Raw genomic sequence first — 24,018 nt, 5'->3', positions numbered from 1 at the left:
GGTTGGATTTTTGAATATATCTGTTAAATCCTTACACCATTGAAATTAATCACATTTACAAACAAAGGAATATATTGTCCCCGGGGAAAATTCTATATTGATCCCTGGAGGCCTGTGGATCTCGCAGTCATCACCCATGGACATGCCGACCATGCCCGCTGGGGAATGAAAAAATATCTCTGTCATCACTTTACCAAGCCTATCTTATACAAAAGAATCAGTGAGGATATCGAATGCCAGAGCGTTGAATACGGTGAGACTATCAATATCAATGGGGTAAAAGTATCTTTTCATCCGGCAGGCCACATTATCGGTTCTGCCCAGATCCGTCTGGAATACAAAGGATACGTAAGTGTGGTTTCCGGTGATTACAAGGTTCAGGATGACGGACTGAGTACCCCTTTTGAACTGGTAAAATGTAATGAATTCGTTACGGAAAGCACTTTCGGTCTTCCTATTTATAACTGGCTGGAAGTGGATGATTTAAATAAAAATCTCCAGAATTGGGTACTGAGGAACAAGGAAAACCAGAAAACATCGGTATTCATCGGATATTCTTTAGGAAAAGCCCAAAGAATCATGAAGGCGGTGGAAGGCCTGGGAAAAATCCATGTTCACTATTCGATCGGTAAGCTGAATGAAGCTTTTGAAAATGTGGGAATTGACCTCCCTGACTACGAAGTTCCCGATTTCAGGGAAAGTGTAAAACATCTTCAGGATGAAATTGTGATCGTTCCGCCGGCGCTTCTCGACAGCAATGTGATAAAAAAAATCCCCAATGCTGCCACCGCAATCTGTTCCGGGTGGATGCAGGTGCGGGGTGCACGAAGATGGAGAAGTGCTGATGCAGGCTTTGCCATGAGTGATCATGCCGACTGGAAAGGATTGCTGCAGGCCATAAAAGCCACGGAGGCCGAATTGGTACACGTCACCCACGGTCAGACCGAAGTTTTCTCTAAATATTTAAATGAAATAGGAATACAGTCGGATGTAGTGGAGACACTTTATGGAGATGACGACGAAGAGGAAACCGAAAAAGAGATTATAAAGGAAGAAAAGCAATAACGACGACTTTGTTTGAAACACAGTCCTACGCAGCCCGGCTTGAACGGAGCTCTCCTGATGCCTTGGGAAAAGTCAGGCCAGGAAGCGGGAGTGGAAGACGGAATAAGCTGCCCAAAAAAGCTACAGAAAATTTATGAAACATTTTGCTGAACTGATCAACGCCCTGGAAAGCACCAACAAAACCAATGCTAAAATCGATGCTATCATTGATTATCTTGAACGTGCGCCTGACGAAGATAAAGTTTGGTTCATCGCTCTCTTCACCGGGAAAAGACCGAAGCGGAATGTCAATACCAATTACCTGAAAGAGTGGGCGCTGGAAATTACCGGACTTCCTTTCTGGCTGTTTCAGGAGAGCTATTCTTCGGTGGGCGACCTGGGTGAAACCATTTCATTGATACTTCCTCCGCCAGTGCAGAAAATTGAAAGGTCATTATCGGAATGGATGCAAGAAATTATTGGATTGAAAAGTAAAAGTGATGCTGAAAAAAAAGATTTCGTACTTCATTCATGGAACGGGCTGGATTATACGGAACGTTTGATTTTCAATAAATTACTCGGCGGAAGTTTCAGGATTGGTGTTTCAGATAAGACTTTGATCAATGCTCTAACCAAATTTACCAACCAGGAATCCAGTACTTTAATGCACAGCCTTATGGGAAAATGGCAACCGGAAGAAGCTTCTTTCCGCGAACTGATTTCTGCTGAAAATATAAACCCCGACAACTCAAAACCCTACCCTTTCTGCCTTGCGTATCCGCTTGAAAAAGAGCTTGATGAACTGGGCGAGCCGGACGAATGGCTTATCGAATACAAATGGGACGGGATCCGCGGACAGATCATCCGGAGAAATGATGAAGTGTTTATCTGGTCAAGAGGTGAAGAACTGGTTACGGAACAATTTCCGGAAATTAAAGATGTCGTTCAGAATATGAAAGGCAACTTTGTTATCGATGGAGAAATACTTGCAGTAAAGGATGATAAGGTTTTAAATTTTAATGAGTTACAGAAAAGGCTGAACAGGAAAACTTTAACGAAGAAAATGCTTTCAGAAATTCCGATCCAGGTTTTTGCCTATGATCTGCTGGAGCTTGAGGGAAATGATCTGAGAGAAAAACCGATCTCCGCACGACGGGCAATGCTTGAGGAATTGTTGTTAAATGAAAATACTGAAAATATCAAAATCTCCACCGTCATTGAATTCAACCATTGGAATGAGCTCGATGCGATCAGGGAAAATTCAAGAGCGATCAACAGTGAAGGGCTGATGCTAAAACAGAAAAGCTCGCTATATCATTCCGGCAGAAAAAAAGGCGACTGGTGGAAATGGAAAATCAATCCTCTGACCATTGATGCCGTTCTCATTTATGCCCAAAAAGGCAGCGGACGCCGCAGTGCATACTATACTGACTATACTTTTGCGGTAAAAAGTGAAGATAAACTGGTCACCATTGCCAAGGCTTATTCAGGATTAACGGATAAAGAAATTATGGAAGTCAGCAAATTCGTCAATAAAAATGCTATCGAAAAATTCGGGCCGGTTCGTACCGTGAAAGCTGAACTTGTTTTTGAAATTGCTTTTGAAGGCATAGGCTTCAGCAATCGTCATAAAAGCGGTGTGGCACTTCGTTTCCCCAGAATTTTAAGATGGCGAAAAGATAAAACGGTCGATGAGATCGATGATATTGAGGAGATTAAAAAACTGATACAATAATTTTTAATCTGATTCATCTTGTATTCGGCTTCTTAAATCAATTTCACCATCAAAAATTCTTTCGATTTAAATTTCTGCAGTAAGAAGTTTTGGTTAAAAAATTGATATATACCAGTAAGATTTTTCTTAATTAAAGATCGATTTAGCTTTTATCTAAATTCAAATCAATTTGACTGCATTCGAAAATACCAACGGCTATCAAATCATCCAGAACTGGATGATGGATAAAGGTATTTCACCATTTAAATTTCAGATCGATACATGGCGGAAATTTGGAACCGGCTATAGCGGAATGGTTGTTGCACCGACAGGTTTCGGGAAAACCTATTCTGTATTTTTAGCCCTGATTTCCGATTTTCTGAACCATCCCGAAAAATACAAAAAAGGCCTGAAAATGATCTGGATCACGCCGCTTCGGTCTCTTTCAAAAGATATTGCCAAAGCCATGCAGGAAGCTATTGACGAGATCGGACTCGATTGGGCAGTCGGGGTAAGGAACGGCGACACGGATCCCAAAGTCCGGCAGCAGCAGGTGAAAAATATGCCCGATATTCTCGTGGCGACCCCTGAAAGCCTTCATCTTCTTCTCGGACAGAAAAATCACCAGCGGTTTTTTACAAGTTTGCAGGCAATCATCATTGACGAATGGCATGAATTACTGGGGTCAAAAAGAGGAGTTATGGTAGAGCTGGGTATCTGCCAGCTCCGGAAATATGTTCCTAAAATAAAAATATGGGGAATTACTGCGACCATTGGTAATCTGGATGAAGCAATGGAGGTTCTCATTCCCTATGACATTAAAAAAACAAAAATCACCGCCAGGGAAAAGAAAAAGATCGATATTCTCTCCGTCTTTCCGGATGAAGTGGAAATTTTGCCCTGGGCAGGACATCTCGGACATAAGCTGGCCGATAAAGTAGTTCCTATCATTTTAAATTCAAATTCTACCATTGTTTTTACCAATACCAGAAGCCAGAGTGAAATGTGGTACCAGCTATTGCTGAACGCGTATCCGGATTTTGCAGGTCAGATTGCCATTCATCACAGCTCTATTGATGCGCATTTAAGGATCTGGATTGAAGAAAATCTCAGCAACGGTAAACTGAAAGCTGTAGTATCTACCTCATCTCTTGATCTTGGTATTGATTTTAAGCCGGTGGATACCGTTATTCAGATCGGTTCTGCGAAAGGGGTCGCGCGTTTCCTGCAGCGGGCAGGGCGAAGTGGACACTCCCCTTTTGAGACGTCCAAAATTTATTGTGTTCCTACCCATTCATTAGAATTAATCGAGGTTTCCGCATTGAAGGAAGCTGTTAAAAATAATGTCATTGAACCCCGCGATCCTCAGATTTTGTGCTTCGATGTTCTTGTGCAGTTTCTGATGACACTGGCGATCGGAGAAGGGTTTTATCCCGAAGAAATGTATCCCAGAATTAAAGAAACATTTGCTTTTCAGGAAATGACTGAAGATGAATGGAAAAATATCCTGGACTTTTTGACGATTGGCGGAAAAGCATTAAAAAGCTATGAAGAATTTCACAAAATCGTCATCGGAGAAGATGGCCTCTACAAAGTGACGTCACGCAGAATTGCCATGCTTCACCGCATGAATATGGGAGTGATTGTAAGTGATGCCATGCTGAAAGTGAAATTTATTTCCGGAGGCTATATCGGGATGGTGGAAGAATATTTTATATCAAGGTTAAAGAAAGAAGATAAATTCATCCTTGCCGGCCGTGTCCTGGAAGTAGCGATGATCAAAGACATGACCGTTTTCGTAAGAGCATCCAAGGGAAAAGCTTTTGCACCAAGCTATCTGGGAGGAAGACTTCCGCTGAGTTCGAATCTCGGCCAGTTTTTAAGAGAAAAATTATCCGGTGCGCTCAATCCGAAGTCTTCTGAAAAGGAACTTAAATTTCTGCATCCCTTACTCGCGAATCAGGAGGAACGTTCCCATATTCCTGAGGAAAATGAATTTTTGGTGGAATTGATTAAAAACCGCGAAGGCTACCATCTTTTTATGTATCCTTTCGAAGGACGTCTGGTACATGAGGTGATGGCAGCTTTAATTGCTTACAGGATTTCAAAACTGGCCCCGATTTCATTTTCAATGGCGATGAATGATTATGGTTTTGAACTTTTCAGCGATAAAGAAATTCCGCTCTATGAAGATAATTTAGAACAGATCTTGACCCGTGAGAATCTGATGACGGATGTTATTTCAAGCATCAATGCGGCAGAGATGGCCAGAAGGAAATTCCGGGATATTGCGGTGATCTCCGGGATGGTAATTCAGAATTTCCCGGGACAGCAGAGGTCCAACAAATCTTTGCAGAGTTCTGCAGGATTGATTTTTAAAGTACTGGAAGATTATGATCCGGAAAATTTTCTCGTGCGTCAGGCCTACACGGAGGTTTTTAATATGCAGCTTCAGGAACAGCGGCTTGTGGAAGCTTTTAAAAGAATTGAAAAATCAAAAATTATTCTGAAATCGGCCAATTCATTTACACCGCTCAGTTTCCCGATCAAGGTAGACAGCCTCCGTCAGACCCTTTCCAGCGAAGACCTGGATTCCAGAATCAAACGTCTGGTGGAACAGGCTAAAAAAGCAAGATAATCAGTTGATCTTTTTGCCCAGGATGATTAAAGTTCTTTCTATTCCATCTAAAACGGCAACATCGGGGAAAATTCCCCAATCTTCAAATCCGAAATGCCTGAAAAGCTTTAAACTCGGCTCATTGTGCAGGAATATGAATCCCAGCAGTGTTTTAATACCGAAATTATTCGCATTCTCAATGCAATATTGCAGAACTTTCTTGCCGAAACCTTTTCCGCGGCAGCTTTCGTCCATATAAATGCTGACTTCTACCGTACCGTTATATGCCGGGCGGCCGTAAAATGAAGAAAAACTTACCCAACCCAGAACGTTTTTTTCAGCATCTTCAACCATCCAGAGCGGTCGGGTTTCAGGATGATGCTCTTTAAACCACGGGATTCTACTTTCAACGGAAACGGCTTCAGTATCGGCAGTGACCATTCTTGAAGGGATGGTAGAATTGTAAATTTCAACGATTTTAGGCAAATCTTCAGGTAATGCATTTCTGAATGACAGTTCTTCCATAAAGCGACGGCATTTATTTGCAAATATACCCAAAGATTTTTCTATTCTTCACTGTTGTTTTCTTTGATTTTGTCGAGGGTTTTGTTTAAATTTTTAACCGTAATTCCCAGATAAGCGGCCATGTGTTCTTTTGAGATTTCCATTTCTTTGGATTTTAATTCCAGAAATTGACTGTGCGTATGTTCCGTACTCCTGAGCTTCTGGTAAGACGCCCGGCTTGAAGTATTTATGATACGATCTGCAAAAACAGCGAGCAGAAAACGATTCAGCTTTAGTTCATTTTTAAGTAAAGTCCTAAAATACGGTGCCGGCATAGAATAAACGGTCACTTCCGTCATGGCTTCTATGGTACACAGGCATGGAATATTTTTTATGACTTCAATTTCACCGATTATTTCACCTTTACCGAGAAACTCGACAATGTATTCCTTATTATTTTCTTCCACAAAATAACATTTGGTAATACCTGTTCTGATGAGCATTATTTCACTGGGTATTTCATTTTGAATGAAGATTTTATCACCTTTACCGTAAGCGGTCAACGTAATATTTTCTTTGTAAGACTTCTTATGGTACAGCTTATCAAAATAGTCTGAAAATGATGGATTGGTTCTCAGCATAGGATTTGGTTTGGTGATTAATTTTGAATCCTGAAATTACAAAATCTAATTTAAACTTGTTATGAATTCAATCAATACCGCGTTTTCGATCATTTATCTTACTCGGGAAATTTTTATCTTTTGTGAAATCATTACGGCAAAGAAAAAAGCAGCAAAACTGCTGCTTGTATGTATTATTTACCAGTCACTGGCTCTTTTGCGTTTTTCGATCATATAATCGACAGAAATTTTTCCGGCTCCAAAGGCTATCAGAAGGAGATATACCGAAAGGTAGACCAGGCTCATTTCGCGTTTTTCAAAAGGATCGGCTCCGTGAACAAAAAAGCCTGCGATGATCATCGTAAAGATCAGAAATCCTAAAGCTAATCTGGTAAAAAGTCCTAAAATAAGAAGAATTGAACACACAAATTCTGCAAAAACCGTAAGCGTTAAAGATACAGTCGGTCCCATTCCTAAAAAATCATAGAATTTGATATCACCGCCTTCGAGCAGCATTTGAAGTTTAGGAAATCCGTGAGATAACATCGCAAACCCGATAAATACCCTCACGGCCAATAAAATAATATCTTTAAAAACTGAATTCGAATGTGTACGGTTCAAGTAATTCATTAAGTTAAAATTTAAATTAAATATAATGAAAATCTTTTAATACAACGGCTTTTCAGCGTTATTTAGTCTATCGGTAGCCGAAATTCTTCAGATCTCTGTCGTTTTTTCGCCAGTCTTTTTTTACTTTCACAAAAAGGTTTAGGTGAATTTTCTTGTTGAAAAACTTTTCAAGATCAAGTCTGGATTCCGTTCCTACTTTTTTGATGGCCTCGCCTTTATGGCCAATAATGATTCCTTTCTGCGTATCTCTTTCCACATAAATGATAGAGTCGATGAAAATAATTCCTTCTTTTTCCTTGAATTGCTCCGTCACAACCTCTACCGAATACGGAATTTCTTTTTCGTAATTCAAAAGGATTTTCTCGCGGATGGCTTCATTCACAAAAAATCTTTCCGGCTTATCCGTATACTGATCTTTATCGTAGTAAGGCGGATTTTCAGGGAGTAATGATTTTATCTTAGGTAAAATAATGTCTGTATTAAAAGCATTTAGGGCCGAAATCGGAAGAATCTCCGCTTTTGGGATTCTCTCATGCCAGGTCTCAACCAGCTTTTCAAGACCTTCCTGGTTGGTTTGGTCTACTTTGTTCAGAAGCAATAAAACCGGTACCGGGATTTTATTGAGTTTATCAATTAAAAATTCTGAAGGTTCGGCTTTGTCGGTAACATCTACAATAAACAGGAAAACATCGGCATCCTGAAGAGAATCTTTCACGAAGTCCATCATTTTTTCCTGCAAACCGTATTTGGGATCCAAAACTCCCGGTGTGTCAGAAAATACAATCTGTAAATCTTCTTCATTATAAATTCCAAAAATCCTGTGGCGTGTGGTCTGTGCTTTCTGGGTAACAATGGCCAGCTTCTCTCCCATCAACTGATTCAGTAAGGTTGATTTTCCGGCATTCGGCTTCCCGACGATATTTACAAATCCTGCTTTGTGCATAAAAATTATATTGAGCTGCAAAGTTACTAAAACAAATCTGGTCTTTCGGCCTATTCTCGAGATTTAAATGATAAGCCTTCGGGGTTTGAGTATAAAAGCATATATTATTTCCGGACTTTTAACCATTATAATCCTTCAATAATCCTCTTATGGTTAATCTCCTCAATAATAAATTTTGCGTCGCTCTCCGTAATATAATCATTTTCATAAAGCCAGTGAATTCGCGAAATCTGTACCTGTGACGGAATTAAATTATCTACTTTATAATATGTTTTCAGATAATAGTCTTTCCTGGCTTCTTTAATTTTTAAAATAAAGGAATCAACTTCCGGCATCTGTTTTTTATTGTAAGAAAAAATGATAGGTTTGGGGGCAGCAAGGCTTTTAGAGTTTTCTCTTCTAAATTCATTATTGCATATAGCCGTTATAACTAAGCAAGGAATCATCGTAACAATGAAAACAATCATTCCTGTTGTGTAAGACAGATTGTAACTTTCGTTAATAAAAATGGTCAGCAAAATAGAATTTAAAAGAACGGAAACTACAATTCCGATCAGGATAGGATCTTTTGCTTTTCTGAACACCGATTCATCAAGCTGAATATCATTAAAATGAATTTTGTATTCGTTCAGTTCTTTGGCAAATAATGTTCTTACAAAAACTCCGTCTTCCCGGATCTCAAAATATTTTTTGTTTCGGCCGTCTTTCTGTTCTAATCTGTTCATTTCTTACTCCAATTCCCTTTTCAAAAACTCTCCTGTCAGGCTCTTCTTCGACTTTACGATTTCTTCCGGTGTTCCCTGGGCAACGATCTGTCCGCCATGTTTTCCGCCTTCCGGACCGACGTCGATGATGTGGTCGGCCATTTTAATGACATCCATATTATGTTCAATAATGATGAAAGAATTTCCTAATTCCACCAATTGGTTAATGGCATCCATAAGAATCTTTACATCCTCAAAATGAAGCCCGGTTGTCGGTTCGTCAAGAATATATAAGGTGTTTCCGGTTTGTCTTTTGGCGAGTTCTGTAGCCAGCTTGATACGCTGTGCTTCCCCTCCGGAAAGTGTGGTTGACTGCTGTCCGAGAGTGATATATCCTAAACCGACATCGTGCAGCGTTTTCACACGGGCATAAATTTTAGGAATCGGCTGGAAGAACTCTACCGCTTCATCAATCGTCATATCCAGAACATCCGAGATCGATTTTCCTTTGTAGCGGACCTCAAGCGTTTCTCGGTTAAAGCGTTTCCCGTTGCAGGTTTCGCAGTGAACATAAACATCCGGCAGGAAATTCATTTCAATAACCTTTAAACCGCCTCCCTGGCAGGTTTCACATCTTCCGCCTTTAACGTTGAACGAAAATCTTCCGGGTTTGTAGCCGCGGATCTTACTTTCAGGAAGCTCTGCGAAAAGATTGCGGATATCCGTAAACATTCCGGTGTAGGTGGCGGGATTCGATCTTGGGGTTCTGCCGATCGGCGTCTGGTCTACATCCACAATTTTATCGATATTTTCAAGGCCTTCGATTTTTTTATAAGGCAAAGGTTCCTGAACCGCTCTGTAAAAATGCTTATTCAGAATCGGATACAATGTTCCGTTGATCAGTGAAGATTTGCCGCTTCCGGAAATTCCGGTTACCACAACAAGCTTTCCTAAGGGAATATTGAGATTTACATTTTTAAGATTATTTCCGGAAGCACCTTTCAAAACGATATTTTTTCCGTTTCCTTTGCGTCTTTCGGCTGGAATCTCGATTTTTCTTTTTCCGTTAATATATTGTGCCGTGATGGTATCTGCTTTCAAAAGATCCTTAGGCTTTCCCTGCCAGAGAATTTCCCCTCCGAACTTCCCTGCTCTCGGACCGATATCCAGTACCTCATCGGCTTCCATAATCATGTCTTTGTCATGCTCAACCACCAAAACGGAATTCCCGATATCACGAAGATTTTTTAATGAATTGATCAGTCGCTCATTATCTCTTTGGTGCAGTCCGATACTGGGTTCATCCAAGATATACAGGACATTAACCAGCTGCGAACCGATCTGCGTAGCCAGACGGATCCTCTGGGATTCGCCTCCCGAAAGTGTTTTTGAACTTCTGCTGAGGCTCAGGTAATCCAGACCGACATCCAGCAGGAACTGCAGCCTTGTCTCGATTTCCTTTAAGATCTCATGAGCAATGATGGCGTTTTTCTCAGAAAACTTATCTTTGATTTCGGCAAGCCAGTCTTTTAGATCAATTAAACTTAAAGCATTGACCTCCGCAATATTTTTACCGTCTATTTTAAAGCTTAAACTTGAAGGCTGAAGACGGGTGCCTTTACATTCCGGGCAGGTTTCTTCAGTGGTGAAATGCCTTTCAAGCAAAATCGCTTCATAAGACTCTCTCTCCTCGATGATCTCTTCCATAAAAGCAATAAGCCCGTCGAAGCTGATCTTTATCTTTTTGGTTATGCCTGCGTATTTAAGGTCTTTATTAAATTCTTTATTGCATCCGTTGTAAATGTAATCCAGCGCTTCTTCAGGAATATCTTTAAACGGAGTGGCCAGTCCAAGCCCGAAAACCTCAAGAATGTTTTTGATCTGGGAAAGGATCCATTTGTTGGACTTAATATCTTCCAGCGGTAACAACCCACCCTGGTTGATGGAAAGTTTCGGATTTTCAACAAAGTGATCGGTGTTGATCTTCTTGATCGTTCCAAGTCCTTTACAGCTCGGGCAGCTGCCTTTCGGAGAGTTGAATGAAAACGTATTAGGCTCGGGTAAAGCAAGTGAATGGCCGGTTTCAGGATCCATGAGATTTTTGGAGAAATATTCAATATCCGTGCTTCCCAGCTTCTGAATTCCGATGAGGCCTTCCCCCATTTCCATCGCGGTGCGCAATGATTTTTCCATTCTTGCTTCTGAAGCGCTTTCCCCTATGATCCAGCGGTCGATTACGATGTCGATATCGTGGGTTTTATAACGGTCAAGTTTCAGGTCGTATTCAATATCCTGCAGCTCACCGTCGATTCTTGCCTGGCCGTATCCTTTTTTAGCCATCTGCACAAAAAGCTCGTGGTAATGCCCTTTTCTTGATCTTACCACCGGCGCCATCAGCATGATTTTCTCCCCTTTATAATTTTTTTTAATCGTCTCCAGGATCTGTTCTTCGGTGTAGCTTACCAGCTTTTTCCCGGACGTCTGAGAATAGGCGTCCGATACCCGGGCAAATAGAAGACGGAGGAAGTCATACAGTTCTGTAACCGTTCCTACGGTTGACCGTGGGTTCTTGTTGGTCGTTTTCTGTTCAATGGCGATCACCGGTGAAAGTCCCTCGATTTTATCCACATCAGGACGCTCCAGCCCGCCTAAGAATTGCCTGGCATAGGCCGAAAACGTTTCGATATAACGACGCTGGCCTTCCGCAAAAATAGTATCAAAAGCAAGTGAAGATTTCCCGCTTCCCGAAAGTCCGGTAATAACGACCAGTTCATTGCGCGGAATTTTAACATTGATGTTTTTAAGATTGTGCTCACGGGCTCCGTAAACTTCAATATATTCTGTTGATTTACTCATAATTTGGGATGATTTTACATGAAAATCACGATGTGCAAAATTACGGAATTTTTATGGAATTTCCTGTCCTAAAAAATGTTAGATTATTTGCGGTATTTGTCGCGTGATTTCAGTTTAAAGTAGTTTTATTACAAAAAAAATACCGGCGAAGGATTCACCGGTATATCATCTGTTATTTTAGATAAAACTTATTACTGTACAAAAGAATTGTAAGAATTCAGAACGGAGTCGTAAGCCGAACTGATCTCCTGGAGGTTGCTGTCCGGGATCTGTTTGGTCGATTTCGAATCTCTGATCAGTTTCCTGTATTTATCAAGGAATTCGGTTGCATTCTTATTGAAGTTTTCAAACAGGCTTTTCTTATATGCATATTGCTGTCCGCTTGCTGTAAATTCTTTTTTGGTATTTGCCTCCACTGCTTTCTCCAGTTCGTCGTACTTCTTCTGTGCTTCCGCTTCATTAAAGCCTTTGGCGTATTGTTTGTCAAGGACATCCATTACGGCATCGAGATCGTTCATCACCGATTTTGAAGATACGATATAATCTTTCAGCGGATGGTCTTTTAAGATCACTTCTTCGGCGGCTTCGGTGGCCGGTTTTATCTTGGCCAGGATGTTTTCACCGGTGGCAAAAAATGCTTTTGCTTCAGTTTCGATTTCCTTCTGTAAAGCCAGAGCTTTTGCGCCCTTATCGTCTTTGTAATCTTCGGAAGTGATGTAGGATTTCAGTTCTTCATATTTTTTCTCAAGGCTTTCCTTTTTAGCTTTATAGGTATTGAGCTCGGTTTCTATCAGCTTTTGCTCACTGTCAAAACCGGAAGGAACGCCTTTGATTTTGCTTAAAGAATAATCCATTGAGTTAATCACCAGTGGCATGCTGTAAACGGTCTCTCCCTGCGATTTTTTTACAGCGGCTTCAGCGTATTGCACGATATTCTCCACATGCCGCGAGCTGCTTTTGTACGATTCCAGGAAGTTGTTGTTAAAATCAATAACAGCCTGGGACTGGTCCTCACCCGCCTTTGTTACTGCGTTTTCAATTTTATCAAGACCTTTTTTGCAGCTTACTGCCGTCACACTTACCGATAAGGCAAGTGCGATCATCATTGTTTTTCTCATATTATATAGTTGGTATTTTTCTGTTTTATTTATCAGGAAAAATCGGTGTCTTCGTTGGTTACCTTCACCAGGTATTCTATGCCGTCGATAGCCTTTAAAATAATTTGATTGCGGAGAATATTAGCCATATTTTCCCAGTACACCCTTCCATAGAAAGAATAATTGTTCGGGATAATCTCGACTTCCACGGTTCTGATGAAGCCTTCTTTAGGTTTGTTGCTGATCATGGTTCCGCGTTTTACCCGAACTTCTTTCAGTTCTTCTTTCAGCACCATTCTGCAGTAATTTTTTACATCTTCGAGAGAGATGATCTTATCTCTTGTCGTCAGTGCGTATTTATAAGCCTGGATGCTATCGGTTCCTCTTTGCTCTTCGGCCCCGCCGATGGTTTCCGTAAGAAGGACAAGAACCTGCGATTTCAGCTGGTTAGACAGCTCTGTTCCGGGGCGCATGTGATTGGCCAGTGTGCAGTGCGTGATCCAGAATGATGCGTAGGTGTGATCTGTTTTTTCAACAGGTTCCATAATGACATAGTTGAGTTCCTGTTTCACGGTTCTTCTGGCGTTGTTTACTTTCTGAACCATCGATTTCATTTTATCGGACATTTCACTCAGCAAGCCTTTTACATTATCCCTGTTGAGCAATGAGAAAGCAGCAATTTCATCCCGGGTAAGTTCCAGTACATTGGCGATCATATCGACGGCGTTCCTGTTGGTGAAGCGTTCCATGCCGCCTTTCCTTACCGTATATAATCCTTTTTTAAGATCATCGTTCGGGGTGAAAGGGATTTCTGTATACTTTCTTCCGTCGCCGTCCTGCACTTCATCGACATACAGGAAATGCTCCCCTTCATCGGTCACCAGCGGAATGTTGTTTCCCATGATATCGAGGCTGTATTCAGTTTTTTTCCAGCCGCGGTTATAGATCGGAAAAGCATTTAAAACAAAAGAAAAATTATCCAGGATCTCTGCCGAAAACTGCGGAGGAAATTCAAAAGTAAGCCACAGATAACGTTTGCCGTCTATATGTTTCATGATCTCTTCCTTGTAATCGACGAAACTTAAGTTTTCAGGCAATACGCCCGGCTCCGAGAACAGGGAATTTGAGATTCCGCTTACTTCTATAAATTTATGGCTGTAGATGCTCTTTACGTCTTCGATGATCTTATTCCGGATAGACTGCTCGTAAAAGATCTGCTCGTACCCTTCCGTTTCTTTATTTTTATAATACGTTAAACCTTCCTTGATAAACAGAGGGTTTCCATTGCTGGTCACGGTAATGTACGGCAACAGCTTGTACGTAAAATCAAGATGCTCAAATGCCGGATTGGAGCAGTAAATGCTGACATACTTCGGGAAGTTTTCCTGCGAATACTTGGTGACGTCGATACCGATGGTCACCTTTCGGTAATCTTCCGGTCTTCCCTGGAATCGGGCAATCGGGATTTTATTAAGCCGTTCGTCAATGCTGTAGCAGGTATTTCCCACGAACATCACGGCAGTCTGAATTTTATTGATCCTTACATTTCCCACAGGGGTAAACGGAATATTGATCTGTTTGTCGGATTCCGATTTTATCGTGGAAGTCATGTGTTTCCTGAAGAAAAACTCGGTATGCTCCAGCAGGATCTCCGAAGATTCGTCAGGTAACGTAAAAGCAATGGCATGCGCCGGAACCGGATGGGTATAAATAGATGGCGTCAACAGTTTCGCCAGCTTTTCCAGGATCCTGGCATTAACGGTCTGTATTTCGTTATTGGCTTTAAATACTTCGGTGCTGAAAGCGTCGATCAGCAGCTTCACAAAAGGATCCAGTGACTGCGGGCTTTTCAGTCCCCATACTTTGGTGGCGTTCTGAAGCATTCTCGCTTTTACAGATTCCTTGGAATAAATATTCTGGTCTAAATTCATAGATTCTGGTTACAGTTTAAGCGGTTAGTCAATCGACATCGGGCTCAGGAAAAGTTCCGTTGAAAAGCTGAAACGCTCTCCCGTGGCTTCCATTTTCGCATTGATGGCGATTTTTACCTTCTTTTTGATTTCGGTATGTTCTTTTGTATCGTAAGTATGCTCCACAATCTGAACATGGGCATCGATCTGTGGATTGACGATCCTGGGTTCGTACTCCTGGATCTGTTTTCTGAGGCTTTTAATGAATACGTTTTCCCAGACAGCACTGGTGACGCCGTTGTCGAATTCCAGGTTCCAGACGTCGTTGCCGTAGTTTTCATCATATCGGTTTTCGCCTTTTTTAGTGGTGATCAACAGCATGATGTTGTGGGCAATACTTTCGCCCATATCGCAGGTGTCGATGCTTCCCCCCTCCGTCATTAACGCAGACGGAATAAAAGGCATTCTGTAATTTGGTGTGTCCATAATTCTGCTTCTTTTTATTACTTCATAATAGTCAATTGCTAGAACAGAATACCAAATTAATGATTTTTCACGAAATATGGTACAGTCAGATTGTAAAAATGGTTAATAATTTTATCTGCGTTTGAATAAATTCTTAGTCTGTTTTTGAAAGGTGTTTAATTTTTTTTAATAAGATCAGGATATCGTTTTCACTTTATTATCAAATTGGATAAAAGTATTGCTTGTCAGAAATTGACATTCTTTTTCATATTTTTTTCAAGAAATAAATGATCCGATACCATTCTTACCTGATGTCTCCTTGTGTTTCAAATAAAAAACCTTTACAGCAGCCTTTTTAAGGGCGTTTTGAGGGTTTGACCTGAATGTTTTCTGATGTTTTCCTAAAGCCTTACAGAATTTATCAGGATAAATCTGAAAAATTATCAAGATAAAATGACAAACTTACCTTGATAAATTTCCGAAATCATGCAGATAAATTTTCAAGGTTATGCAGATGAATATTTTTAACCGGAAATAAAAAAGGCCATTTTTTATTTATTTATCATTTTGTGGTATCTGTTTTTTTTATACATTCGTACTGAAAATACAAATTGTTTAACTTTTTAAAATGAAAAAAAATGCCTATTACATTTAATGTTATTTCGAGAAAAAACCCACGTGATCTTAGTGAATCTCCAAAATTTTACGCTGATATCGTAGGAAACGGCCAGACTACTTTTGAAGACCTGGCCAAATATGCTTCCAGCGTTTCAACGGTTTCCAAGGCTGATATTCTCGCTGTGCTGGAAAGTACATTCTCTAAAATTGCTGATGATGTGGCTGATGGTAAGATCGTGTATGTCGGGGAATACTTTACCCTCCAGGCAGGCGGTTCCAGCCAGGGAAGAGATACCGAAGAAGAAGTAAATGCTTCCTGTATAACTTCCCTGAAAACTATTTTTCGTCCGGGTAAGCTGATTAAGCAAGCGATGAAGCTCGCTGAAGTCAGAAAAAAAGGCTAATCAAGGGCTGTCCTAATGAAAGTTTGGGCAGCCTCTTTCTTTTGCTACTGAAAATTAAAACAAGTCGTGGCGATTACAAAAGAAGGCTATACAGACTTTAGGACAGTTTCATTTATGCTCCGTAAGAGCAATATTTGTGTAGCAGAAATACAATAGAATATCGCAGGCACGTCGTAGGTGTGCTATGATAAGATAGAACTCCGACGGAGTTCCGATACAGGATGCTGACATTGATCTACACAGATATTGCTCCTCCGGAGCAAGTTCTACGCTGTGCTAATAAAATTATTATTTGAATCAGATAAGGTAGTGGCGATTACAAAGACGGCTATGCAGACTTTTAGGACAGCACCACTTTATGCTCAGTAGGAGCAGTATCTGTGTAGCAGAAATACAATAGAATATCGCAGGCACGTCGTAGGTGTGCTATGATAAGATAGAACTCCGACGGAGTTCCGATACAGGATGCTGATATTGATCTACACAGATATTGCTCCTCCGGAGCAAGTTCTACGCTGTGCTAATAAAATTATTATTTGAATCAGATAAGGTCGTGGTGATTACAAAGACGGCTATGCAGACTTTTAGGACAGTACCACTTTATGCTCCGTAGGAGCAGTATCTGTGTAGCAATAATACAATAGAATATCGCAGGCACGCCGTAGGTGTGCTATGATAAGATAGAACTCCAACGGAGTTCCGATACAGGATGCTGATATTGATCTACACAGATATTGCTCCTCCGGAGCAAGTTCTACGCTGTGCTAATAAAATTATTATTTGAATCAGATAAGGTCGTGGTGATTACAAAGACGGCTATGCAGACTTTTAGGACAGCACCACTTTATGCTCCGTAGGAGCAGTATCTGTGTAGCAATAATACAATAGAATATCGCAGGCACGCCGTAGGTGTGCTATGATAAGATAGAACTCCGACGGAGTTCTGATATTGATCTACACAGATATTGCTCCTCCTGGAGCAAATTCTACGCTGTGCTAATAAAATTATTATTTAAAACAGATAAGGTCGTGGCGATTACAAAAAAAGGCTATGCAGACTTTTAGGACAGTTTCTTTATTTTAAATAAATCTTTTTGACGATAAATTGACGATAAAAACCTGTTAATAGCAATCCGGGGTTCTGCTATAACATCCTGCCAGTGTCATTGATGTAAAACAGAAAGACATAATCATTTCGGGACCCCGAAGTTTTCTTATAAGGTTAAAAATCGGATGGCTAATCATCAATTATTACGCTTGGTTTTTATTCAGTCATTTTTAATTTAAAGAATGTAAAAAGCTGTAAACTAAAATTTTGTGGATGGCCTTTTGTGTCGGAAATAATTTTTTTGGGCGTTCCGTCAATTTGGTTATCTTTGGGAACTAACTATATATCTATATGAATACAGAGACTATTGACAACATTAAAATGATAGCGGAAACGGCAAAGGAGTTTGCTGAAAAGAATATTAGACCTAATATTATGGAGTGGGATGAAAGTCAGACTTTCCCTAAAGATTTGTTTCATGAGTTAGGAGAAATGGGGTTTATGGGAATTGTTATTCCTGAGCAGTATGGCGGTTCGGGTCTTGGGTACCATGAGTATGTGACCATTCTTGATGAGATCTCCCAGGTAGATCCTTCGATCGGGCTGTCGGTAGCGGCGCACAATTCACTTTGTACCAATCATATTTATGAGTTTGGAAATGAAGAACAGAGAAACAGATGGCTTCCTCAGCTGGCTTCCGGAAAAGTAATCGGTGCCTGGGGGCTTACCGAGCATAATACGGGATCTGATTCCGGAGGAATGTCTACCACTGCCGTAAAAGACGGTGACGAATGGATCATCAGCGGGGCTAAAAACTTTATTACGCACGCTATCTCTGGAGACATCGCTGTAGTCATGACAAGAACCGGCGAGAAAGGAGCAAAAAATAATTCAACAGCCTTTGTTTTGGAAAAAGGAATGCCGGGCTTTTCTTCAGGAAAAAAAGAAAATAAGTTGGGGATGAGGGCTTCTGAAACGGCAGAGCTGATCTTCGATAACGTACGTGTTCCGGATTCTCACCGATTGGGAGAAGTGGGAGAAGGTTTTAAACAAGCCATGAAAATCCTCGATGGAGGAAGGATCTCTATTGCGGCATTAAGCTTAGGAACAGCGAGAGGCGCTTACAAAGCAGCTTTGAAATATGCTAAAGAAAGACACCAGTTCGGAAAGTCAATTTCTGAATTCCAGGCGATCAACTTTATGCTTGCTGATATGGCTACGGAGATCGACGCTGCAGAATTGCTGATCCAGAGAGCTGCTACTCTGAAAAATGCCAAACAGAAAATGACCAAAGAAGGCGCAATGGCAAAGCTTTATGCTTCTGAAGCTTGTGTAAGAATTGCCAATAATGCAGTTCAGATCTTCGGAGGTTATGGATATACCAAAGATTTCCCGGCTGAGAAATTCTACAGAGATTCTAAACTTTGTACGATCGGCGAAGGAACTTCCGAAATTCAGAGACTGGTCATCGGAAGAGATATTACAAAATAAGGTGATATAAAAGAGAATTATATCTTCAAAAAGTGAATAGCATACGGGTTTCTGTATGCTATTTTTGTTTGAAAAATTTGATATTGATATTTATTGTTTAATGTATTGCATAATTATTTAAATGAATTATCTAAAAATTTCTTAAATAATTTTGTTTTTCGTAATATATTTTTTACTAGATTTGGTCTTCCACAATCAAATAAGAATTTATATGAAAAAACAATTAACGTTGTTGGGAATGCTTTTTCTTTCAGGCATTTCCTTCGCGCAGACCGACCGACTCTGGTCGCCGGGTACTGTAAAACCAACCTCCGGTATCCTTGAAAATAAAACAGGCATCAATAATCCACGAATCTACAGCCTTGATATCAACGGATTAAAAAATGCTCTGGCCAATGCTCCAAAACGTCTTGCAGCGGGTGAAAAATCTGAAATTATTGTTTCGTTTCCCAATGCAGAAGGAAATATGGAAAATTTCAAGATCCGGGAAAACTCCAATTTCGACCTCCAGCTTGCTGCCAAATATCCAGACATTAAATCTTATGTAGGCGAAGGCCTGGAAAATCCAGCTTCAACGGTTTATTTCAGTATTTCTCCTCTTGGACTTTCATCCATGGAAATTTATGGTGATAAATCTGCGGTTTTCATTGAGCCTTATACTAAAGATCTTTCCACCTACATCGTTTACAAAAAATCTGACAAAAAAGACAATCTCAACAAATTTGAATGTACCGTTCTCGATGTTGCCCAAAAAGGAGCTTCCGCTTCGAGTGATATGGCCGCAAGACCTAATGCTGACGATGCCAAACTGAGAACCTTCAGGCTGGCACTATCCTGTACAGGAGAATATACGGCGTACTTCGGTGGTACCAAAGCCAATGCTTTAGCAGCCATGAATAATACCATGACCCGCGTCAATGGTGTTTTTGAAAAAGACTTTTCAGCCAGAATGGTTTTAATTTCCAATAATGATGCAGTGATTTATACCAGTGCTTCTTCAGATCCCTACTCTGCCGCTTCACAGATGAGCAACTGGAATTCCCAGCTGCAGTCTACTTTAACTTCGGTTATCGGAGAGGCCAACTACGATATCGGTCACCTTTTCGGAGCTTCCGGAGGTGGCGGAAATGCCGGTTGTATCGGATGTGTATGTACCAACGGCTCTAAAGGAAGCGGTTATACTTCTCCGGCGGATGCCATTCCGTCAGGTGATAATTTTGATATCGATTATGTGGCGCATGAAATGGGACATCAGTTTGGAGGAAACCATACTTTCTCCAATAGCAATGAAGGAACGGGTGCCAATATGGAACCGGGATCGGGATCAACGATCATGGGGTATGCCGGAATTACCAGCCAGGATATCCAGCCGCACTCCGATGCTTTCTTTCATGCCATCAGCATTCAGCAGATTACCAATAATATTAAAGCTAAAACCTGTCCTGTAAGTACCAATACGGGGAATTCAATTCCTACAGCCAACGCCGGATCAGATTACACGATCCCTAAAGGAACTCCTTTTATGCTGACCGGTACAGGCACCGATGCCAACGGTGATTCTCTGACCTATATTTGGGAGCAGATGGATAATGCTTCATCATCCCAGACGGGAGCGAGTTCAGCGGCAAGTGCTACCAAATCGTCAGGACCCACATTCAGATCCTGGACACCACAGGCAACGCCTGTACGGTATTTCCCCAGAATGGCTTCCATTCTTACCGGGGCTACAACAACTGCCGGATCAGAAATTACAGTGGAAGCTTTGTCTACTGTCGCGAGAACTTATAATTTCAGATTTACCGTTCGTGACAACAGAGCCGGCGGATCAGGAAACAATTCTGATGATGCGGTAATTACGGTGAACGGAACGGCAGGCCCATTTAGTGTAAGCTCACAAAACTCTGCAACAACCTATACAGGAGGAACTTCTCAAACCGTAACCTGGAATGTTGCCGGAACGACTGCAAACGGAGTAAATGCCGCCAATGTTGATATTCTTTGGTCTACAGACAGCGGGAATACGTGGACTACCCTGCTTTCGGGAACGCCTAATGACGGTTCTCAGGCAGTAACGATTCCCAATTCATCGACTACAACGGGAAGAATTATGGTAAAGGGATCCAATCATATTTTCTTTGATGTTAATAATGCCAATATTACAGTAAACGCAGGATCGGGAACCGTGGATACAACAGCACCGACTGCACCGTCATTAGCAGCTTCCGGTACCACTTCTACCGCTACTAATCTTTCATGGTCGGGAGCAACGGATAATGTTGCAGTGACCGGTTACGATGTTTATCAGGGATCTTCATTGATCGGTTCTACGGCATCGACATCTTATACCGTAACAAGTCTTACTCCTTCTACAACATACAGTTTCTCCGTAAGAGCAAAAGATGCGGCGGGTAATGTATCGTCTTCAAGCAATACGGTAAGTGTGACCACGCTTGCGGGAAGTACGGTTTCTTACTGTTCGGCTTCTGCCAATAATACGGCGGATGAAAGAATAGGAAATGTAAAATTCGGCTCTATCAATAATACTTCGACAGGAACTTCAGGGTATGAAAACTTTACCTCGGTTTCAACCAATGTGACAAGAGGAACGGCATATTCTATTTCCGTAACTCCGGTTTGGACGTCGACTGTTTACAGTGAAGCTTATGCAGTTTACATCGATTACAACGGAGACGGAGATTTTACAGACAGCGGAGAACTGGCATGGTCTAAAACAGGTTCTACCACAAGTCCCGCAACGGGTACCATCACCATCCCTTCTACCGCTACGGTGGGAAGTACCAGAATGAGAGTCATGATGCAGTATAACTCCGTCCCTTCATCGTCATGCGGAACTTATACCTACGGACAGGTGGAAGATTATACTTTAAATATCGTATCGTCCGGAAGAGCTGAGGCAGGCACCAAGGATCTGATAACCGATATTAAGCTATATCCGAATCCGGTAAAAGACATTTTATATATCTCTAATACGACGGCAGAAGATTACAAAATCTTCGATATGGGTGGAAAACTAATCAATTCAGGAAAACTTGAAAGAGGTTCTGTTAATGTAAGCAGCCTGATCAAAGGAGCTTATATGATCCAGATCGGCGGAACTTCCAAGAGATTCATTAAAAACTAATAGCTGATTCAATTAAATTTGAAGGCTGTCCGGAAACGGGCAGTCTTTTTTTATGGGTAATAAATGATGATTGATAATTGATAAATGATGATTGATGATTGATGACTGCTTTTAAAATTCATAGCTCAAGATTACAAATTGATGTTCATCATTTCATATTAATCGTAAAAACCTAAGTCTTGAATCCTGATTTCTGAAAGCTAATTTTTATCTTTGCCTAAATAAAAAATATTCATGGATAAAATTGACAGTCTGAATCAGGTAGCAGAATTCCACACCACTTTTAAAGCCCCGATTTTAGATACTCCGCAAATTCCTTCCGCGGAAAGATGTAACCTTCGTGTTGAGCTTTTGCAGGAAGAACTTAATGAACTGAAACAAGCCATTGCAGATAACGATCTTGTAGAAATTGCAGATGCTCTATGTGATCTTCAGTATGTATTAAGCGGCGCCGTGCTGGAATTCGGACTTGGCAATAAATTTGTAGAACTGTTCGATGAGGTACAGCGTTCCAATATGTCTAAAGCTTGCGACAATGAAGAACAGGCGCAGGAAACGGTAGCGTTTTACAAAGAAAAGGATGTGGAATCGTTTTATGAAAAGTCAGGTGAGAAATTTAATGTTTACCGGAAAGCAGATCATAAAGTGCTTAAAAACAAGTATTACTCTCCTGCAGATTTAAAGACCATTATAGAAAAATAGAATGAAAAAAATTATTACAAATCTTGTGACCGTTTCAGCATTATTAATGGCAGGACAGCAGCTTTCAGCCCAGAAAGTGGTGGTAGGCCGCGAGGTAGAAACCACTGAAGACGGGAAAATGCTTCTGGGAAATCAGCTTAAGGAAAAGTTTACTGAAGCACCCTATGCCGACTGGTACGTGAAAGAACATGATGAATATACCATGGACCAGAAGGCGATCAGTGAACTCAGGAAATATAAAATCAACAGTTACAATATGGTCGTTTTTATGGGAACCTGGTGTGAAGACAGCCATCGTGATTTTCCACGGCTGATGAAAATCCTGGAAGAGGTAAAATATCCTGAGAGCAAGCTGACAATCATTGCCGTGAACCGTAAGAAGGAATCTCCTACCGGCGATGAGGTAAAGTACAACGTTCATAAAGTTCCTACGATTATCCTGGAGAGATACGGTAAAGAAGTTGGCAGAATTATCGAAATGCCGACTACCGGATATATTGAAAGAGATCTTGTGGAGATATTAAAAAAAGATGACCAACCCGTAATCAAAGAAATTTTTAATAAATAAATCTTGAGGAATTTAAAAGTAATACTTCCGTTTCTGGCAGGAGTCATTGTAATGGTTATCCTGTTTTTCAGCTTCAGATCCTGTTTTAATCCCGCTGAGAAAACTGAGAAATCAGATTATTATATTCTGACCAATCAGATTTCAAAGATGAATAAAATGGTGGTTCTTGAGCAGAACACGTCATCGATGCAAAAAACAAAGATGGGTTACGAATTTTTTGGAAAAGAAGTATCCAGCAACAGCATCATTACGTATACCAAAACCAATGCTCAGGTGTCTTATGATCTTAACAAGATGAAAATGGAGGTTGATTCCATTAATAAAAAACTCATCATTACAGAATTGCCGGAAGCGGAAATAAGAATTACCCCAAGCGTTGAAATCCAGTCTCTCGATGATTCGTTCTTTAACAGGATTTCTGAAAAAGATATTAAAAACGTAACGCAGAAAGCTAAAGTAACAGCCATCAATTCAATCGATCAGAACAGACTGAGAAATGAAGGGCGTGAACAGCTGATGGAAAATCTCAATTCAATATTCGTTTTGGCAAAGGCTTTGAATTACAAGATTGAAGACCAGACCGGAAAGCTCGGTGTTCTCAAACTGTAAAATGTAAAGCAATGGACTCAGAAGAAAACAAAAAACAGGAATCTGCAAACGCTGCGGAAACCAAGAAACAAAATCAGGATTTTCCTAACATTCCTGCATCATCCAAGAAAACAAATCCGTCTGATGTAGATAAAGAAGATGTCCAGAAATCTTCAAAGAACAACAAGTCGGGGAAAACCGATAATACGGAAGACTAAATAAAAAGGTTCTGCTTCAGTGAAGCGGAACCTTTTTCAGAAAAAAAATATACAAATAAAAATCAAACCTTGAGAAATTCGCTCCGCCGTCTGAATTTTATGGACTGTTAATTCTTATCTAATTGCGGCGAAGCG

General features: G+C 40.7%; 19 protein-coding genes. 10 read left to right on the top strand and 9 right to left on the bottom strand.

Features of this window, described 5'->3' with window-relative positions; translation table 11 throughout:
• Positions 1–39: 39 nt before the first annotated feature.
• The 3 genes from AC0N32_RS07020 (at position 40) to AC0N32_RS07010 (ending at position 5,396) form a co-directional block, all read left to right on the top strand.
• A complete protein-coding gene (locus AC0N32_RS07020; protein ID WP_476393144.1) occupies positions 40–1,065 on the top strand; it encodes a ligase-associated DNA damage response exonuclease in 1,026 nt (341 codons plus the stop codon).
• Between the two features lie 133 nt (positions 1,066–1,198).
• The gene (locus AC0N32_RS07015; protein ID WP_476393143.1) at positions 1,199–2,779 is read left to right on the top strand and encodes an ATP-dependent DNA ligase; all 1,581 of its coding nucleotides are present in this window, start codon (positions 1,199–1,201) and stop codon (positions 2,777–2,779) included.
• 169 nt (positions 2,780–2,948) lie between these two features.
• A complete protein-coding gene (locus AC0N32_RS07010; protein WP_476393142.1) occupies positions 2,949–5,396 on the top strand; it encodes a ligase-associated DNA damage response DEXH box helicase in 2,448 nt (815 codons plus the stop codon).
• Here the strand turns inward: AC0N32_RS07010 and AC0N32_RS07005 are convergent, their stop codons facing one another.
• The 9 genes from AC0N32_RS07005 to AC0N32_RS06965 form a co-directional block, all read right to left on the bottom strand.
• Positions 5,397–5,900 carry an N-acetyltransferase family protein gene (locus AC0N32_RS07005; protein WP_476393141.1) on the bottom strand — a complete coding sequence of 168 codons (504 nt, stop codon included), beginning with the start codon at positions 5,898–5,900 and terminating at the stop codon, positions 5,397–5,399.
• 41 nt (positions 5,901–5,941) lie between these two features.
• On the bottom strand, positions 5,942–6,520 hold the full coding sequence (locus AC0N32_RS07000) for a Crp/Fnr family transcriptional regulator (protein ID WP_476393140.1): 579 nt from the start codon (positions 6,518–6,520) through the stop codon (positions 5,942–5,944).
• A 177-nt stretch (positions 6,521–6,697) separates the two neighbouring features.
• Complete coding sequence (locus tag AC0N32_RS06995) at positions 6,698–7,129, bottom strand: DoxX family protein (RefSeq protein ID WP_476393139.1); 432 nt, start codon at positions 7,127–7,129, stop codon at positions 6,698–6,700.
• A 67-nt stretch (positions 7,130–7,196) separates the two neighbouring features.
• Positions 7,197–8,072 carry a GTPase Era gene (gene era, locus AC0N32_RS06990; protein WP_294200278.1) on the bottom strand — a complete coding sequence of 292 codons (876 nt, stop codon included), beginning with the start codon at positions 8,070–8,072 and terminating at the stop codon, positions 7,197–7,199.
• 125 nt (positions 8,073–8,197) lie between these two features.
• Positions 8,198–8,797 carry a hypothetical protein gene (locus AC0N32_RS06985; protein ID WP_476393138.1) on the bottom strand — a complete coding sequence of 200 codons (600 nt, stop codon included), beginning with the start codon at positions 8,795–8,797 and terminating at the stop codon, positions 8,198–8,200.
• 3 nt (positions 8,798–8,800) lie between these two features.
• Positions 8,801–11,632: an excinuclease ABC subunit UvrA gene (gene uvrA / locus AC0N32_RS06980; RefSeq protein WP_476393137.1), complete on the bottom strand. Its 2,832-nt coding sequence runs from the start codon at positions 11,630–11,632 to the stop codon at positions 8,801–8,803.
• 191 nt (positions 11,633–11,823) lie between these two features.
• The gene (locus AC0N32_RS06975) at positions 11,824–12,750 is read right to left on the bottom strand and encodes a DUF3829 domain-containing protein (RefSeq protein ID WP_476393136.1); all 927 of its coding nucleotides are present in this window, start codon (positions 12,748–12,750) and stop codon (positions 11,824–11,826) included.
• 32 nt (positions 12,751–12,782) lie between these two features.
• Complete coding sequence (locus tag AC0N32_RS06970) at positions 12,783–14,660, bottom strand: type VI secretion system baseplate subunit TssF (RefSeq protein WP_476393135.1); 1,878 nt, start codon at positions 14,658–14,660, stop codon at positions 12,783–12,785.
• Between the two features lie 24 nt (positions 14,661–14,684).
• Entirely contained in the window at positions 14,685–15,125 is a 441-nt protein-coding gene (locus AC0N32_RS06965; protein ID WP_476393134.1) for a GPW/gp25 family protein, read from the bottom strand.
• 617 nt (positions 15,126–15,742) lie between these two features.
• Here AC0N32_RS06965 and AC0N32_RS06960 point away from each other — a divergent pair.
• The 7 genes from AC0N32_RS06960 (at position 15,743) to AC0N32_RS06930 (ending at position 23,883) form a co-directional block, all read left to right on the top strand.
• Positions 15,743–16,126, top strand: a complete 384-nt coding sequence (locus AC0N32_RS06960; protein WP_476393133.1) for an HU family DNA-binding protein — start codon at positions 15,743–15,745, stop codon at positions 16,124–16,126.
• A gap of 1,399 nt (positions 16,127–17,525) precedes the next feature.
• Positions 17,526–18,665 (top strand): acyl-CoA dehydrogenase family protein, encoded by a 1,140-nt coding sequence (locus AC0N32_RS06955; RefSeq protein ID WP_476393132.1) that lies wholly within the window; start codon positions 17,526–17,528, stop codon positions 18,663–18,665.
• A gap of 211 nt (positions 18,666–18,876) precedes the next feature.
• The gene (locus AC0N32_RS06950) at positions 18,877–21,807 is read left to right on the top strand and encodes a reprolysin-like metallopeptidase (RefSeq protein ID WP_476393131.1); all 2,931 of its coding nucleotides are present in this window, start codon (positions 18,877–18,879) and stop codon (positions 21,805–21,807) included.
• Between the two features lie 234 nt (positions 21,808–22,041).
• On the top strand, positions 22,042–22,509 hold the full coding sequence (locus AC0N32_RS06945) for a pyrophosphohydrolase domain-containing protein (protein ID WP_476393130.1): 468 nt from the start codon (positions 22,042–22,044) through the stop codon (positions 22,507–22,509).
• A 1-nt stretch (position 22,510) separates the two neighbouring features.
• The gene (locus AC0N32_RS06940) at positions 22,511–23,077 is read left to right on the top strand and encodes a TlpA family protein disulfide reductase (protein WP_476393129.1); all 567 of its coding nucleotides are present in this window, start codon (positions 22,511–22,513) and stop codon (positions 23,075–23,077) included.
• A 3-nt stretch (positions 23,078–23,080) separates the two neighbouring features.
• On the top strand, positions 23,081–23,686 hold the full coding sequence (locus AC0N32_RS06935) for a DUF4230 domain-containing protein (protein ID WP_476393128.1): 606 nt from the start codon (positions 23,081–23,083) through the stop codon (positions 23,684–23,686).
• Between the two features lie 11 nt (positions 23,687–23,697).
• On the top strand, positions 23,698–23,883 hold the full coding sequence (locus tag AC0N32_RS06930; protein WP_476393127.1) for a hypothetical protein: 186 nt from the start codon (positions 23,698–23,700) through the stop codon (positions 23,881–23,883).
• The last annotated feature ends 135 nt before the right edge of the window (positions 23,884–24,018 follow it).

It is taken from the genome of Chryseobacterium endophyticum (assembly GCF_056333165.1).
The sequence above is the reverse complement of the archived record's forward strand: the minus strand, read 5'-3'. Positions and strand labels throughout refer to the sequence as shown.